Origin of the sequence: Microcoleus sp. PH2017_24_DOB_U_A (genome assembly GCF_020738205.1) — a bacterium.
Lineage (GTDB): Bacteria > Cyanobacteriota > Cyanobacteriia > Cyanobacteriales > Microcoleaceae > Microcoleus.
Genome location: NZ_JAEQCT010000021.1, coordinates 109317 through 126062, shown reverse-complemented (window position 1 = coordinate 126062; position 16746 = coordinate 109317). Strand labels below are relative to the sequence as shown.

The window sequence follows — 16746 nt, the reverse complement described above, 5'->3', positions numbered from 1 at the left end:
TTGTTAAAAACTATAACACAGATTACTGGCAACCTAAAGGTTGCAACTGCGTTTCATCCCCGGCTTGAAAGACCGGGGTTCTCACGCGACGCGCTATAGGATTTTGGATTTTAGGTTTTGGATTTTACATTAAAGAATTCGGTATGACTTAAATAATGAGTGGTTCCCAGGCTGTGCCTGGGAACCCATATCCTGAGCTCTCCCTCACCTGTATCTAAGCCTTGGGCTTAGCAGCCGCGGGCTTCTTCTCAATCGGTTTTAATCCATTGAGGAACATCGGCACAAATTTCTCCACAAATGCTTGCGGATCTCGGTTCCAGGCCCGCTGAGCTACATCGACTCTGGTCATTTGCAAATCGGGGGCGAGCAGAGTGGCTGGCAAGCGTTCCATCAGGTATTGTGGGCGTTCCCACATCGGCATCGTGTTGGCAATGTCCACGAGACGGGTGACGCGACGCAGTTCTGCTCCCAGCATGATATCCATTCCCGATGCAAATGCTGCTTGTTCGATCGCCGCATACTTGCGTTTCGCCTGTTCCACCTTCTCGCGGTGTGCCGGGCTCTTCGCAGCAATTTTACCCAGCCAGCGGTTGCCCCAGCGGACGTGACCAGCTTCTTCGGGAAAAATCTTTTCGATGGTTTCGCGGATTTTGACGTTTTCGTCGGTTTGAGGAGCATTTTTGAGGGCGTGGATGTGCGCTGAGAAATACTCGCATCCCCGCTTCTCGGTGACGTTAATCGCCGCTAGGGAAGAAATTACAAAATCTTCGCGGTCTTTGGTAGGGTCTTTTTGGTCGCTGTCGAGCAACCTTTCAAATTCGTCAATGTAGGAGACTCCTGGCGGCGTTCCCACCTTCTCGCCGATGTCTGCGAGCAAGTCTGTAAGCCACATGGCGTGTCGCGCTTCGTCCGAGATATGCCGGGAAAGATCCCGCACGAGTTCGGCCGGTTCGCCGTCTAGCTGCTCGATCAAGTCGGTGAGGTCTTTGCAACTGCGCTGTTCGCTGTAGCGGTAGCGGTTGAGGGTAATCAAGTGGATTTCGCGATCGCGCACCACTTGACTTAAAATCTCGCGCGCTCCCATGCCGTTGCGAAGCTTGCGGGGATAGGCAACTGTCATGTTTGTATGTTGTTTTGTAAAGATACCTGTATAAGTGTAACGCAGTTTTTAGGATACCAATGACCTCAGCAGGCAGAAACTTTGTGTGCGCTTTTGGCAAAGATCGATCTTGAAGGTTTTGCCAGCTCAGTTATTTATGTCGATCGCTCTGCGTTTACATTTCATACTGCGCCTGGGCGATCGCACGATTCGCGATCGGCTTACCAATGTATTTAGGAACAGGTTGTTTTGCATTAAAATACAATAAAATTTCGATATTTTTATCTACCTTTAGACAGGTATTTTATAAGTTATTTCTAGAAGAATATTTTGCTATTTATATCAGAATAACTGAATAAATAAAAGAAAAATTTAGGTAGCTAAATTAACTTTTAAGCGTTATATTGATTTATGGAAGACAAAACCTAGGTGACTCACTTGGCTGACATCGTTGATACCGCCGTTTCGGCAGGCTCTTTTACAACTCTGGTTGCTGCCGTCAAAGCTGCTGGTTTAGTCGATACTCTCAAAGGCACCGGGCCCTTCACAGTTTTCGCACCCACAGACGAAGCTTTTGCTAAGCTTCCCGCAGGTACTGTAGAAGCACTGCTTAAGGACATTCCTAAGCTCACAAAAATCTTGACTTATCATGTCGTTGCTGGCAAAGTTATGGCTGCTGATGTAGTCAAGCTGAAATCTGCCAAAACAGTTGAAGGTTCAGAAGTGAAAATTGATGCTTCCAATGGCGTCAAAATCAATGATTCTACCGTTACCACAGCCGATGTTGCTGCTGATAATGGCGTCATCCACATCATCGATACAGTCTTGCTTCCTGCGTAAGCACAGATTTAGATAGTGCAATAATACTATCTTGAGGGCGGTGGCTGTTGTTAGCCACCGCCCGATTTTAATTGATAGTTAAAAATAAATATCTTACCATAAAGAATTGGGGTGCATCTCACTTTGGTAAATATGTTTGTAGGGGCGAAGCATGACCGAAATCAATATGAGATTATAACTAATAACTTATATGCGGTCATGCTTCGCCCTCTTCAAAAACCAGATGCACCCAAGAATTGGTTAAAAGCCGGAACCCTTTTAAGGAGAAATTAAAATCAGACTATTCATTACTCCAATCCTCGGACTTCCAGGTAGATGTCGCTATCAACTGTCAAGCGGTCAACCCTTCGACTTCGCTCACGACAAGCTGTCAAGCGGTCAACTGAATGAAGCAGCGCGATCGCAAAAACCATCATAGAGCAGGGGGAATTGGTCGATCGCACGAAGCGATTGTCTGCCCCAAATTTGTCGCCGCTGGATTTACCGGAAAAACAGGCTGTAAGCCAATAGCATTCGTACTCTGAAGCTTATTTGCGGTTGATGCGTAGATGCCATGCCGCGAAACCCAAAATTTCTCCCAGAAACCGGGTTGATGGGGGCTGAGCTTAAATAAGATACAATAAGAACCACAAGGAAAGTGCGATCGACATTATTTGACAGTCAAGTTATGCAATCTACAACTCAGTCCGAGACAGAAACGGCGATGGACGCTCCCAAACACGGATTGCCCGTTACAATCATTACAGGATTTCTCGGCAGCGGCAAAACAACCCTGCTCAACCACATCCTGACCAACCAGCAAGGTTTGAAAACAGCAGTTTTAGTCAATGAATTTGGTGAAATCGGCATCGACAACGAACTGATTGTCACTACAGACGACAACATGGTCGAGCTGAACAACGGCTGCATCTGCTGCACAATTAACGAAGATTTGGTTAATGCAGTTTACAAAGTTTTAGAACGTCAAGAAAAGCTCGACTATCTAGTAGTCGAGACCACCGGACTCGCAGACCCGCTGCCAGTAGCGATGACTTTTTTAGGCACAGAACTGCGCGACATGACCCGTCTAGATTCAATAGTTACAGTAGTAGACGCAGCCAACTACAGCTTAGATTTGTTCAACTCAGAAGCAGCCTACAGTCAAATAGCTTACGGCGATATTATTATTCTCAACAAAACAGATTTGGTTGAAGAAGCAGATTTAGATTTGTTGGAAGTTAAGATTCGCGATATCAAAGAAGGCGCTCGAATTTTGCGAACGGTAAAATCGCAAGTTCCCTTACCTTTAGTCCTCAGCGTCGGATTGTTTGAATCTGACAAATATTTCCAATCTGAGGAAACTTCTAGCAGTCACGATCATCACGATCACGACCATCACGATCACGATCATCACGACCATCACGACCATCACGATCATCACGATCACGGTCATCACGATCATCACGATCACGGTCATCACGACCACTCCGGCCATTTAGACAATGACGGATTTACCTCAATTTCTTTCCAAAGCGACAAGCCGTTTTCTCTGAGGAAATTTCAATATTTCTTAGACCACCAAATGCCAACAAACGTGTTTCGCGCGAAAGGGATTATGTGGTTTGAAGAAAGTCCGAAACGGCATATTTTTCACTTGAGCGGCAAGCGATTTTCAATGGATGACGATCAGTGGAAAGGTGAGCCGAAAAACCAACTTGTTCTGATCGGTCAGGGTTTGGATACCGAGACTTTGCGATCGCAAATCGAAAACTGTCTCTGTATGCCTGCACCCAATCGCGGCAAAGGATTCGGGAAAAACTAACCTGGACGCAACTGTCACATTAAATCCAGGTACGTAGTTGCGCTTAAGCGCTCTTAAAATCCAGGTATGTAGTTGCGCTTAAGCGCTCTTAAAATCCAGGTACGTAGTTGCGCTTAAGCGCTCTTAAAATCCAGGTACGTAGTTGCGCTTAAGCGCTCTTAAAATCCAGGTACGTAGTTGCGCTTAAGCGCTCTTTTTGGGATATCGGAAAGAGCGCTGAAGCGCAACTACGTACCTAAGAATTTATCCCTATATATGTCCAGGACTGTTTGAGATTTCCCATGCGAGTCATCATCCAGCGAGTCAAATCATCTCAAGTCCAAGTTAACGGTAAAATTATCGGCAAAATTGGCTGCGGACTCAACTTGCTTGTAGGTATTGCGGACACCGACACCGAAGCAGAACTCGACTGGATGGCTCGGAAATGCCTATAATTGCGTTTGTTTCCCGACTCGGCCAGCGACGGCGGGCGCTGGGACAAGTCCGTACAAGACATCGGCGGCGAGTTGCTGGTTTTGACATACTCCCCGGCGTAAACGCGCGGGGATTCTTTACGCTTCATCGAGATGTGCCTCCTTCGTGGTCTTACCTTCTCTCTGCGTACATTTAGAGTCGTGGCAATGCCCTATCCCGACTTTTTCTATATTTCTCGCAGCGTTTAAATCCCTGTCTTGCTGAGTACCACAATTAAGGCACACTAGCGAACGAACAGATAGGTCTATTTTACCCCACTTAAACCCGCAATCTGAGCACACTTGGCTAGTTGGTTAAGAGCGACTAATTACCCTGAATTCTCTGCCAAACTTTTCAGATTTAGCCTCACATAAAGCTCTAAACTCGTACCATCCTTGCTGACTAATTACTCTGGCAAGTTTCCGATTTTTGACCAGACCCGACACATTCAAATCTTCCAAAATAATAGTTTGATTCTCACTAACAACTTTGGTCGATAGTTTGTGCAGAAAGTCTTTACGGGTATCCCCCATTTGGTTGTGTAATTTAGCAATCTGAATGCGAGTTTTGTTTCGGCGCTTTGAGTCCTTGGGCTGCCTTGCCAACTTGCGTTGCAATCTGCGATTTTTTCGGTCTAACTGTTTGTAGCTTGGACTTTTAGCTGATGTTCCGTCGCTCATTGCTGCAAAGGTTTTAATACCCAAATCGATGCCGATGCTGTGTTTTTTAGCTTCGACTATATCGGGATTTATCTCTACAACAAAGCTCAGGAAGTAGCGGTTAGCACAATCCTTGATGATTGTGACAGAGCTAGGAACTGACGGCAGTGCTCTCGACCAAATTGGCTTAACAATACCAATTTTAGCTAAATAAACCCCATCTTCTTTGATTGAGAAGCCTCCGCGAGTCAACCGGGCAGACTGGCTATTCGTGCGTTTTTTGAACTTTGGATAACCGACTTTGCGCCCTTTTCTTTTTCCCTTGCATGACTCAAAAAAATTCTTAAAGGCTGTCTCCAAATCTGCTACAGATTGCTGTAGTGCAATATTTGAGACTTCACTCAACCATGCTCTTTCCTCAGTTTGTTTGGCTTGAGTGATAACCTGATGAAGAAGGTTTGCCGATTTCGGTTTTTTTTCGGATTGTTTGCAAACGGCTAAAGCATCATTCCACACTACCCGCACACAACCAAACAACTGAGCTAAACTCTGTTGCTGTTGGTTGCTGGGATAGAAACGGAATTGATACCTTGCTTTCATTTTTACTGGCTATTTATTTACTCTATTATACTGCTATAGCCTTTATCAAAAAGATGAGGTATGACTGACAGCTTATATAACCGCTTAAACCAAGAGGGCCCAAGCCCAACAACATCCGCGAATCTTTCTGAGAACCGCTATATACTGCCAGTTGCTAACAATATCCAGAATTAAAGCCGTCCTAAAAAGACGGGGCTTGTATCCCAATTTTTTCGGTCAGTCAGTTTACTCTCTACGGCGACTGTCGCAAAGGTCGGCTTCTGGTCGTTCGATCGCTCTGCCGCCCCTGAAGCCGCCGAAAAACTTTATGCAAAATTTGTCGAAAAGTTGCGCCAGAGTGGCTTAAAAGTTGAAACAGGTTTGTTTGGAGCCATGATGCAAGTGTCTATAGATAATGACGGCCCGGTGACTTTGGTGTTGGAGAGAGAATCGGCGTGAATAGGTTTGACAGGCCTCTGTACTTCTCTTATCTTCCTTCGCCTCCTTTGCGTCTTCGCGGTTCGTTCAAAAAAAGCCGTTGCCCCTTTTAAAAGAAAATTTCTAAATTGACCGGGTTTCCCAACTGCTGTGGCGTAGGTTCTGAAGATAGTGCAGTTCGCTACATTCTGCCGAGTCTCAATTCCGCAATCTCCGACGCCGAAAACCCCCTCAAAAGGCCAGTTGCTAAATTGTCCACTCAGCGGCCCCGGAACACCGTCCATCTTTGTCGCGATCGCCACACCCGCATAACAGCTCAGAAGGCTTGTACAGTAAGGCTTTGAAGGCAATAAAATCTATCGTCAACAGCCAGCGCTTAAAATCAGATTCGGCAGCCAAAAAATGTTGCATGAGAGAGTGGAACACTGGCATCACTGTGCCTATCTGTATTTCCCTATATTCAATACATAGAGAGTTGAATCAGCCGTGCCAAGCGAAACCGCCAGCAACTGCCGCCTCGCTCCCTGAAAAATGTCCTCGCACTGCGCTACCACCCGATAAACGCCATGACTGTCACAACTGCCACCAACCCCGTCAACTGCAACACTGTTTCTAACCTCAACTTCATTCCAGCCGCCTCCACCGAACAAACCGCCGAAATCAATACAGTTTCCAGCATCGATGTCTTGGCTTTGGCTGAATTCGCCCTCAAAGAGTTGGAAGCAGAAATGAAAACTGCCAGCCGCAGCGCTCAAGCAGTGGCGATGCGAATTGCTAAGGAAGTCGAACGGATTTGCCAAAAAAGCGATCGCATCCAAATTTCCGGCGAAGTTGAAGCTTGGCAAATCACCTTGGCCGAACACCGGTTGCAAAAAACTCTCGAATTCTACCGCCTCGGTTCCAAACAAGGCCGCGTCCAACTGCACTCTCACCTCGCATCGATGATTTACCGTCATGTTGCTTCTTTCCGATCGAACTTGAACTTCCAAGCTCGCTACAACATGATTGAAGACTTTTTGCAAGGCTTTTACATCGAAGCTTTGCGCGCTTTCCGCCGCGAACACCAACTGGATCTCAACTACACTCCCCGCACCCAGATTGAATTGGCTGAGTACATGGCTTTCACCGAACAATACGCCAAGCGCCAAATCGGTTTACCCGGCCGCAACCGCCAACGCCTGATCGTGCTTCGCGCTCAAGGATTTGCTAAGGGCCAACCTCCCGAAACTGCGATCGACATTGAAATGGCAGTAGAATCCGGCAAGGGAGAAGATGCAGAAATGTACAGCCGCTCTCCGGCGCTGCAACAAGTCCGCGAACAAATGGTTTCGGAAACTGTCGATCCGGCTGATGCTGTGTTGCGTGATCGAGTAGTCGCTGAATTGATCGCCTATCTGGAATCGCAAAATCAGCCAGAATGTGTTAGCTACTTAACTTTAAAATTGCAAGATCTTTCGGCTTCGGAAATCGATCGCGTTCTCGGTTTGTCCTCCCGCCAGCGCGACTACCTGCAACAACGGTTTAAGTACCACGTCGAAAAATTTGCCCGCACTCAAAACTGGAAACTCGTTCACGAATGGCTGGGTGCTGATGTAGATCAAAAACTGGGCATGACTTCGGACAAATGGGAAACATTTCGCGCTCAACTGTCGCCCGAACAACAAGAACTGTTAGCAATGAAGCGGAATCAAGAATGCGATAAGGCGATCGCCACTGCACTCAACTGCACCCCCAAACAAGTCCAAAAACGTTGGGCGCAACTGTTGGATCTGGCAAGCCAGACTCGCAACAGCAGCCAAGCATAACGGGTGATCCAACATGAACGCAAGTGTTTTATTGAGATTGGAAAATGCGATGGGTGCGGCACCGGAACCGGAATGCCCGCCCCGCAGTCCGCTCTCAAATCTACCAGTGCTGCTCGATTATTACCCAAATTATCGCCGCTTTCCGGCAAATTCAATTTATTAAAACAACATTACTTTTATTAATATTTCCCATTCCCAGGTTATGCCTGGGATTTTTTTTATTAGTAATCATTAATCATAATTTATTAAAAATACAGGTAAAATTGGTTCGTAGTGAGGACTTCAGTCCTCATAAAAATTAGAGGACTGAAGTCCTCACTACGAACTTATAAAGATGATTTTACCAGACGTGATGTCAGTCATAACTTATTAGAAAATACCAGCCCAAAGGAGAGTACATCCCTGGGTTGAAAAGTGCTGTATCCGCTGCCTCCCCCCAATAAAAGATCTATAATTTTTATGCAGGTCTAAAAATTTTTGCTTTGAGGTGCGTAGTCATGTTTCCAGTGTGGTTGCAGGCAGAATTTTGGGGTTTAGTGGGTGGTTCGGCGCTGCTACTGGGAGCGGCGGTGGGTTACTTTATCAGGATTCCCCAGCGCGCGATCGCCACAATTATGGCTTTTGGCGCCGGTGTGCTGATTTGGGCGCTATCTTTTGAGTTGATGGATGAAGCTTACAAGCGCGGCGGTTTTGACTCAACGGCGATCGGCTTTTTGGGCGGCGCTGCTGTTTATACAGCCGCCAATTGGTTTTTGAATCAGCAGGGAGCAAAACACCGCAAGCGATCGGGCTCTTTGCACCCTGCTAAAACAGAATCAAGCGATAGCGGATTGGCGATCGCCGCAGCAGGGGGTATTTTAGCCACGATCTCAGATACGATGATTCCCGAAGCATTCGAGGAAACTCACGATTTTGCTGGCTTAATTACTGTCTGCGGGTTTTTAGCTGCTTTTGTTCTTAGCAAGTTAGGGGAAACATAATTAGTCATTGGCGATCGATCATCAATCATCATTATTTATTAGTCAGTGACAACTGGAAATGAGAAATTGCTGAAAGTTATAATGTTTTTGATATGGGCACAGACGAACTTGATATGTTGCCAAAGTGTATCTAGGAACAAAAAAGCGTATAATCAACATCAAAGACCGGAGCCAGTCAACAGGTGCTGAAAAATATATGTGTCTAGAGCCAGGGTATATCCTTCACGAAAGGTACCAAATTATCAAGAAATTGGGACAGGGAGGGTTTGCGATTACCTACAAGGCTAACGATCTAGCCAAACCCGGAAATCCCGAGTGCGTTGTTAAGGAAATTCCTTTTCCTTCATCGAATGCTCCGCACGTCTTGGAGAAGGCAAGGACGCAATTTGAAAAGGAAGCTAGTGCTTTGCGCTGTCTCGGCAATCACCCGTGCATTCCCCAATTATTCGCTTACTTTGAAGAAAACGACCATTTTTACTTAATTCAAGAATACATTGAAGGACATCAGCTCAAGGAAGAACTCACTCCAGGTACACAGTGGGAAGAGGATCGGGCGATCGCCTTGTTGCTGGAAATTCTGGAAATTTTAAAGTTCGTCCATAAACAAAATATTATTCATCGCGATATTACACCTTCTAACTTAATTCGGCGCACAACAGATAACAAAATTGTTTTAATTGATTTTGGGGCTGTCAAAGAAATCAGCACTTTGACTGCTGACTCTACAGGTAGAATATTCACATCGCAGGCGATCGGCACCAGCGGTTATATGTCTCCGGAACAATCAAATGGGCGTACTGCCCATGCTGGTAATGATATTTACTCCGTAGGGATGATCGTGATTCAAGTTCTCACCGGGAAGCATCCCACAGAGCTCAAAAACTACGATGGTGCTGGTGAAATTATCTGGCATGACTCCACGTCCGATCGCACTCCGCTACCAGTGAGTGATAATCTAAAAAATATTCTCGATCAGATGGTTCGCTTCCACTATCGAATAAATCGATATCAATCTGTGACTGAGGTTTTGCGAGACTTGAACGCGATGCGATCGCCTCTATTACTCGAACCTGCGCCGAATTTGGGAGCGTCTGATTCTGATGAAGTTTCGCCAAACCAGGATTCGCCACCGAGCAAAGAACCCGAGTCAGGCCAAACTCCGCCGCAGGGGCGATCGCGCTTTCGCTGGCTGCTGTTGGGTGTTGCGGTAATTGCCGCAGGGGCGATCGTAATTTCAAACATCAAAAAATCCCCGATAATCCATAAAAATTCCCCGCAATCGACCCTACCTACAGCCTCACCTACACCCTCCCCAGATGGTGTAAGTTCCGGTGAAAAACTCCTAGTAAAAACCGCCGCCATGTGGTCAAAACAAAGGGCAATAAATGAATTTGCAGAAGCAAATTATCCTGAAGCTTTAAAATTGTTCAAACAGTCCTGGCGGGAAGATCGCAGAGATCCAGAAACTTTAATTTACACCAACAATGCTCTGCTGGAGGCGATAGGTGCAGAGTATTATACCATCGCAATTGTTGTTCCCATTCGCAGAAATCAGGACGGGACAGGAACTATAGTCAATGCAAGTTTAGCCGAAGAACTGCTGCGCGGTATTGGTCAAGCTCAAACCGAAGTTAATTTAGGTCTCCTCTCTGCAAATAACAGCGAACGAGATTTTCCCGGTCAAGGCTTTCTCGAAGCAAAATCGATTAAAGGAAAAGGTCTAAAAGTAATCATTGCTGATGACGCCAATATCAAATCCTACGCAGTTCAAAGGGCAAATTATCTAGTCACTCAACCAAATATTCTAGCAGTCATCGGACACTACACCAGTGACATGACGGTAGAAACAGTAGATATTTACAATCAAAATAAACTGGCCCTCATTTCTCCGGGAAGCACAACAGAAGAACTAACGCGCAAACCTCGGAAATTTTTCTTTCGGACAGCCCCAACAACTAGCAAAGAAGCTGAAGGCTTAGTAAATCAACTGATTAAAGTCGGTCAAAAAAGAGTTGCCGTTTTTTACAATCCCAATAGTCCGTTTAGCGCATCTTTGTGGGAAGAATTCAAAAAGCAATTTGAAGCCGAAGGAGGTTCGACTTTTAGATCCAGTAATTACGACTTATCTAAAAATGATTTTAACGCCGAAGCAGCTATCAAAGAAGTTGAGAAAGCCAAAATAACAGCCATAGCTCTCTTTCCCGACGGTCAAGTCACTAATTCTCTCGAACACGCGCTCGATATGATTAAAATCAACGATGGTCTCAATTGGATTGTTGGCCCTTGGACTCTATACGATCCGAGAACTTTAGAAGCAGTAAAACAGGTAAAGTCTGTTGAAAAACTCGCCGTATCCGTGTTTTGGCATCCGTTAATCAGTTTTGATAAAAAGTTTCCAGTTAATGCTGAAAAATTGTGGGGAGGCCCAGTCAATACTCGATCGGCTTTAACCTACGATGCCGCTAAAACGCTGATTAAATCCCTAGAATTACAGCCAGAACCCAGCCGTGAAGGAATGCAAAAAACCTTAGCATCTCCAGACTTTAAAGCTGACGGTGCCACGGGTATAATTGAGTTTGACTTGACAACTGGAAATCGGAAAAACCCTCCTAAAGCTTTAGCGCACGTTGTTGCGTGTGCTAGAGAACAATTTGGTGTTACGTTTGTGCCGATCGAATTTCCGACAGCCGCCGCCGCAGGTTTAAAGTGCGACTAACGCTTTGCCAGAAAGAATTGGTTGAAAGCCCGCCCGCCCGGGAGAAATTAAACTCAGACTATTCATTACTTCAATCCTCAGACTTAAGGGTAGAGGTTTCTCTCAAACTGTCAACTGTCAACTGTCAACTGTCAACTGTTGAAAGTACCTGTGGGTATCAGCCCCCAACATTTAAAGAAAAAATTAGATATAGTTAACAAAGCTAGTTTTTTTTATAATAATGCTTATGACGGTCAATCTCGCTCCCTCAACAAGTTCTAGCCTCAAACCAGAATCCCAGAATATCTCGGCACTCAAACAAGTCTTGCAGACGATTGATGCCGATAGCTGTCCGGGTTAAATTGATGGAACTTGCGATCGCAGGTGGCCTCAAAGGCTTCGCTATCACCGATCACCACAGCACCAAAGGCTACGTTCAAGCTCAAATTTGGCTGGATAACTGGAAATTAAAGCATCCCGACAGGACTACCGCAGCGCCGACTCTTTGGACTGGCGCTGAAATTAACGCTGAATTGCTCAAAAACGACGTACACATTCTCGCTTACGCCTTCGATCCTGAACATCCCAGTCTCACACCTTACTTGCGAGGTAAAGGCACTGAAAGCCACGCTTCTTATTCCGCAGCCAGGGTAATTGAAGCGATTCAGGAAGCAGGAGGTTTAGCGGTTCTAGCACATCCTTGCCGGTATCGATCGATCGCAGATCAACTAATCCCAGAAGCAGCCCGTCTTGGCATTGACGGCGTAGAAATTTACTATGCTTACGGTAATCCTAATCCTTGGAAACCGAGTCCCAAACAAACTGCTTTAGTCAAAGATTTAGCTGAAACCTATGGTTTGCTGGGAACTTGTGGAACTGATTCTCACGGCCTGAGTCTTCTTGTCCGAATCTAGATACTTTGGGAATTGGGAATTGGTAATTGGGAATTGGGAATTGGGAAACAGTGCGTGACAGTCCAAAGTCACAAGCCACAAGTCAAAGTTTTCTCACTCTCACAAATCCTACAACCCAGATTCCGAACTCGAATTGTCATCTGGGTGCTGAATCTGAGTTAAAATACAACTATCCAGATATTAAACACAGAGAGTTAGTAAAGCCGTGCCTGCTAAAGATATCTTTCACGAAGTCGTTAAAACCGCTCTCCAGAAAGATGGATGGCAGATCACTCACGATCCATACATTTTACAAGCAGGAACTCTAGAACTTTACATCGACTTGGGTGCCGAAAAGGTGGTTGCGGCCCAAAAAGACGGACAGAAAATTGCCGTTGAAATCAAAAGCTTTATTGGCCCATCTAAAATTTCCCAATTTTACACAGCTTTAGGACAATTTATTAGTTATAGAGCAGCTTTAGAAAAACAGGAAGTTGACCGAATTTTATACCTAGCAGTACCTAGCAATGTCTACGATAGTTTTTTCACAACAGGGTTTATTCGGTCTGTGGTTCAACAAAATCAAATCCATTTGATTGTTTATAATACAGAACAGGAGGCGATTGCACAATGGGAAATGTAGACCTTTATCGGCAACACATCCAAAATCTGCTCTCCCAACACGCCAGTCTGGTTTGGGATGAGCGCATTCAGGCTCAAACTATCTTTGATACCACTCGCGATCATTATCAATTAATCTATGTGGGCTGGCGCAATCAGCAGCGAATTTATGGCCCTGTTTTGCACTTGGATATTATAGATAATAAAATCTGGATTCAGCAGGATGGTACTGAGGTGGGTATTGCTAACGAACTTGTTGAATTAGGAGTTCCCAAACAAGATATTATACTGGCTTTTGACCCGCCTAACTGGCGACATTTAACTGAATTTGCAGTAGGATAAATTGGGAATTGGGCATTGGGCATGGGGCATTGGGCATGGGGCATTGGGCATTGGGAATTAGTAGACTTCTTGCAAAAGTCCTTTTAATCAAATTTTCGGACGGGTTCTCCGGCCCATCCCACAAGAGAAAAAACTTTTTGTGGGACGGGCATCTTGCCCGTCCCAGCTATTTTTTCAAGAGGTCTAGTCATTCGTTATTACCAAACAACAAATGACTAATGAATAATGACAACTGTCAACTGTCAACTGTCAACTGTCAACTGTCAACTGACTAACGTTCCGGGAACAACTGACAAGCCCTGATAGTTGGCTGATTTGCCCAATCCAAGCGAGAAGTGCCAAATCGATCCATCCAACCTTCTAAATAAGCCCGATTAGCCTTTTTTTCCTCAGGATCGGAGGTGTTCATCGGATGAGGTGCTAAACCGAAAATAGTCGCTGTTGTCACGCAAAACATCGACTTCTGAAAACTTTGGCAAATTTGTACGCGCAAATCGTCTTCACCGCGACAGCTAGTTCGATAAATTTCGTGCAAATAATCGGGCAGATAATGCCGCATATCTTGCATCAATTGAGTTGGTGGAATTCCTGCACCTCCGATGGGTAAAGGATCTGCAAACAAAGCCCCGTAGCTAAATTCTTTTTGTTCTTCTGGGATTTGATGTGCTTGGGCGTTGTAGGAAACTGTGCCAAAAAAAGCTGTTCCTCTAAAGAAAACTGCTTCTACATAAGGTACTGCTACATCTGCTAAAAATGTCAAGTTGGCCGATGCGGGCAGGATATCGTAGACTTCGCCGCGAATCTTGACGCTGTAGGTGATTGGTAGGGCTGCGGCGCTTACTAAACCGGCTAAGACGAAATCTACTATCTCTGCGATCGACTTAATTGTACCGGCTTCGTAGCGATCGGACAAATCGATAAATAAATCGCTCATTACCCGCCAAAACTGCCCCAAACCCGTGTAATAAGCCAACATCCGCACTTGTTCGGGTAAAAACTCTGGGAATGCTTTGTGGAGTCCCTGCATCAAAAAGTTGCCTTTTAACTTAGCTGCGATCGCCTTTTCGGCCAAATTGCTAAATTCTGGAGAATCAACATAACTGTCCAAACCGCCGCCGCCGTGCCAAAGCATGGTTCTCATGCAATACTCAGCATACTCAAAATTAATGCGATCGTGCCACAAATAGCGCATTAATTTCGGCGCTGTCACTTCTCCGTTGAAATATTTGAAAAACGGGAAAAGCACTAAAAATTGTTCTTCAGCGATGTAGTTTAAATTGCGAGAATACGCATCAAGAACTATGGCGTAACTTTTGAGAACTCCAACCACTTCTACTACATTTTCGGTAGATTCTGGAAGTAAAGCTTTGCCTGATTCCAAGATGTCAATGTAGGCGGATAGGGGATGGGAAGATGGTTTTAATACGGTACTTGTCATTTGATTTCCTCAACCTTAATTGAATAACTATGTTTTAGCTTTGGTTCGTAGTTGCGCTTGAGGGTTCATGAGAGCGAGTCAACGCACAACTACATTGAATAACTATGTTTTAGGTTTGTAGTTGCTCTCTTCGCCGGCCGGCGCTCAAGCGCAACTACATACCTATGAAAGATTTCACTCCAAGTTTTGAGCAACTTGTTTAACTTGTGCGGGTACAGTCGATACTAAGCCGATCGCAGTTTTCTCACTCAAAGCCACTAAAACTCCCGGCTGCAATCCCATGATGGTGATGATTACGGCTAAAACTAGCGAAGGAATGCGATCGCCCCAGCGGACTTGCGGTAAATTCACCACCAAATCGGAAAGGCGGCCGAAAAAGGCGCGGTTGACCATAATTAAGAAGTAAACTGAAGTCAAACCAGTCCCGATCATGCAGAGCAAAGTTTGGATCGGAAACACTGGTAAACTGCCCCTAAATATCAAAAATTCAGCAATAAATCCCGACAACCCGGGAATGCCGGCACTCGCCATTACACCGACAATCATTAAACTGCCAATTACCGGCAAACCGCGATCGGGATTGAACAAACCTTTGAGCACATCTATGTTGCGACTGCCGGATTTTTTGTAAACAATCCCGACACTCAAAAATAGCAACCCGGAGATTAAACCGTGGCTAACCATTTGCAACACAGTTCCTATCATACTAATCTCAGTAGCTGCGGCGCTAGCTAGCAAAATGTAGCCCATGTGCGCGATCGAACTGTAAGCTACAATTTTTTTCATGTCTTTTTGGGCGATCGCGCAACTAGCCCCGTAAAGCACACTCACCACCGCCCAACTCGCCAACCAAGGCGCAGCCACCGCCCACGCATCCGGGAACAAACCCAAACCAAAGCGCAGCATCCCGTAGGTTCCCAGCTTCAACAGCACCCCCGCCAGCAGCACCGAAACCGGAGTCGAAGCTTCTACGTGAGCATCCGGCAGCCAAGTATGAAAAGGCACCAAAGGAATCTTAATCCCAAAAGCGAGCAATATCCCTGCCAGCAACACAATTTGTCTGACCAAAGGCAACGGCGAGCCTCCTTCCAAATGCGATGCACCGGCTGCACCAACCATATCAAAACTAGAAGCACCGCTGAGCCAAGCTACACCCAAGAAAGCAGCCAGCAATACTATTCCCGAAAATGCCGTATAGATTAAAAACTTAGTAGCGGCATAGCCTCGGCGCTCGCCTCCCCAAATTGCAATTAACAGGTAAAGCGGAATTAGTTCTACCTCGAAAAACAGGAAAAATAGCAACAAGTTTTGAGATAAAAAAGCTCCGGTGACGCCGCCACTAATTAACAGCATCAAAGAATAATAAAGTCGAGGTCTGCGGATCGCCTCATCCGTAGCGTAAATCGCTACACCTGTCAGTAGGGTATTTAAAATTACTAAGGGCAGAGACAAACCATCAACGCCGAGATTGTAATTAAATCCCAAATCATCGATCCAAGGAATAAATTCCGAAAACTGTAATTGACTGCTGTTGGCATCAAACTGAGCTGCCACAAACACCGATAGAATAAAAGTTACACCCGCAATGGCGATCGCGGCATTCCGAACTATTTTAGAGGCGATCGCACCGGGCCAAAACCCAATCAGGGCGGCCGCCAACATTGGTATCCAGATTAAAGCACTGAGCATCAATTAAAACTTTCCTTTATTACACAATATTTAGAACTATATTTAAGATTAACCCAAAGCCACTGCATAAAATAGCGATCGGTTAATTTTCTTATTACAATAGATGCAAATTTCTCGAAAATCCTCCTATGACTTCTAGTCTTACAGATCGAGAAGATTTGCAAGTTAAATGGGAGCATCTCATTTTTGCAAAAAATATCTTTTCTGGGAGTGCTGTCCCCCCCGAGCAAGGTGTACAATACTCGCTCGGGGGCGACAGCACTACGACATAATTTCACTGCCCGAACTTTTACCCGGTTGGGAAGTTCCGGTTATAGAATTGTGGCCGATCGACTTTGAATAAAACTAGGGACAAAGCAGACAAACCAAAAACAATTTATCTGCGTTTATCCCCGTTCATCCACCAAAATCTGC

General features: G+C 45.4%; 14 protein-coding genes and 3 pseudogenes. 11 read left to right on the top strand and 6 right to left on the bottom strand.

The window, feature by feature from the left end; genetic code table 11:
- Positions 1-214: 214 nt before the first annotated feature.
- Complete coding sequence (locus tag JGK07_RS03995; RefSeq protein ID WP_293185554.1) at positions 215-1120, bottom strand: ferritin-like domain-containing protein; 906 nt, start codon at positions 1118-1120, stop codon at positions 215-217.
- 417 nt (positions 1121-1537) lie between these two features.
- Between JGK07_RS03995 and JGK07_RS03990 the strand changes: the two genes are divergently transcribed.
- From JGK07_RS03990 to JGK07_RS03980, 3 genes and pseudogenes are all read left to right on the top strand, one after another.
- A complete protein-coding gene (locus JGK07_RS03990) occupies positions 1538-1939 on the top strand; it encodes a fasciclin domain-containing protein (protein ID WP_293185555.1) in 402 nt (133 codons plus the stop codon).
- Positions 1940-2606: 667 nt separating this feature from the next.
- On the top strand, positions 2607-3740 hold the full coding sequence (locus JGK07_RS03985; RefSeq protein ID WP_293189551.1) for a GTP-binding protein: 1134 nt from the start codon (positions 2607-2609) through the stop codon (positions 3738-3740).
- A 281-nt stretch (positions 3741-4021) separates the two neighbouring features.
- Positions 4022-4261: pseudogene (locus JGK07_RS03980) on the top strand (D-aminoacyl-tRNA deacylase); the annotation flags it as partial.
- 30 nt (positions 4262-4291) lie between these two features.
- On the opposite strand, the gene JGK07_RS33105 reads toward JGK07_RS03980, so the two are convergent.
- A complete protein-coding gene (locus tag JGK07_RS33105) occupies positions 4292-4495 on the bottom strand; it encodes a zinc ribbon domain-containing protein (protein WP_325315276.1) in 204 nt (67 codons plus the stop codon).
- A gap of 12 nt (positions 4496-4507) precedes the next feature.
- The gene (locus tag JGK07_RS03975; RefSeq protein ID WP_363319124.1) at positions 4508-5452 is read right to left on the bottom strand and encodes a transposase; all 945 of its coding nucleotides are present in this window, start codon (positions 5450-5452) and stop codon (positions 4508-4510) included.
- Positions 5453-5667: 215 nt separating this feature from the next.
- Here JGK07_RS03975 and JGK07_RS03970 point away from each other — a divergent pair.
- Positions 5668-5890: pseudogene (locus tag JGK07_RS03970) on the top strand (D-aminoacyl-tRNA deacylase); the annotation flags it as partial.
- A gap of 225 nt (positions 5891-6115) precedes the next feature.
- Here JGK07_RS03970 and JGK07_RS03965 read toward each other — a convergent pair.
- Positions 6116-6280 (bottom strand): hypothetical protein, encoded by a 165-nt coding sequence (locus JGK07_RS03965; RefSeq protein ID WP_293223796.1) that lies wholly within the window; start codon positions 6278-6280, stop codon positions 6116-6118.
- A 155-nt stretch (positions 6281-6435) separates the two neighbouring features.
- On the opposite strand from JGK07_RS03965, the gene JGK07_RS03960 reads away from it, so the two are divergent.
- The 7 genes and pseudogenes from JGK07_RS03960 to JGK07_RS03930 all read left to right on the top strand — a co-directional run bounded on the left by JGK07_RS03960 (position 6436) and on the right by JGK07_RS03930 (position 13205).
- Positions 6436-7674 (top strand): HetZ-related protein, encoded by a 1239-nt coding sequence (locus tag JGK07_RS03960; RefSeq protein WP_293195897.1) that lies wholly within the window; start codon positions 6436-6438, stop codon positions 7672-7674.
- 13 nt (positions 7675-7687) lie between these two features.
- Complete coding sequence (locus JGK07_RS03955; RefSeq protein WP_293189555.1) at positions 7688-7837, top strand: hypothetical protein; 150 nt, start codon at positions 7688-7690, stop codon at positions 7835-7837.
- Positions 7838-8171: 334 nt separating this feature from the next.
- Positions 8172-8654, top strand: a complete 483-nt coding sequence (locus JGK07_RS03950; RefSeq protein WP_293195900.1) for a hypothetical protein — start codon at positions 8172-8174, stop codon at positions 8652-8654.
- A gap of 196 nt (positions 8655-8850) precedes the next feature.
- Positions 8851-11370, top strand: a complete 2520-nt coding sequence (locus tag JGK07_RS03945; RefSeq protein ID WP_293189559.1) for a bifunctional serine/threonine-protein kinase/ABC transporter substrate-binding protein — start codon at positions 8851-8853, stop codon at positions 11368-11370.
- Between the two features lie 226 nt (positions 11371-11596).
- Positions 11597-12263 (top strand): annotated as a pseudogene (locus JGK07_RS03940) (PHP domain-containing protein).
- Between the two features lie 205 nt (positions 12264-12468).
- Entirely contained in the window at positions 12469-12885 is a 417-nt protein-coding gene (locus tag JGK07_RS03935) for an element excision factor XisH family protein (RefSeq protein ID WP_293189563.1), read from the top strand.
- Complete coding sequence (locus tag JGK07_RS03930; protein ID WP_293189565.1) at positions 12873-13205, top strand: XisI protein; 333 nt, start codon at positions 12873-12875, stop codon at positions 13203-13205. The genes JGK07_RS03935 and JGK07_RS03930 overlap by 13 nt, the downstream gene beginning before the upstream one ends.
- Positions 13206-13476: 271 nt before the next feature.
- Here the strand turns inward: JGK07_RS03930 and JGK07_RS03925 are convergent, their stop codons facing one another.
- Positions 13477-14643: a CO2 hydration protein gene (locus JGK07_RS03925; RefSeq protein WP_293241350.1), complete on the bottom strand. Its 1167-nt coding sequence runs from the start codon at positions 14641-14643 to the stop codon at positions 13477-13479.
- Between the two features lie 174 nt (positions 14644-14817).
- On the bottom strand, positions 14818-16332 hold the full coding sequence (locus tag JGK07_RS03920; protein ID WP_293189627.1) for an NADH-quinone oxidoreductase subunit M: 1515 nt from the start codon (positions 16330-16332) through the stop codon (positions 14818-14820).
- Positions 16333-16746: the final 414 nt, after the last annotated feature.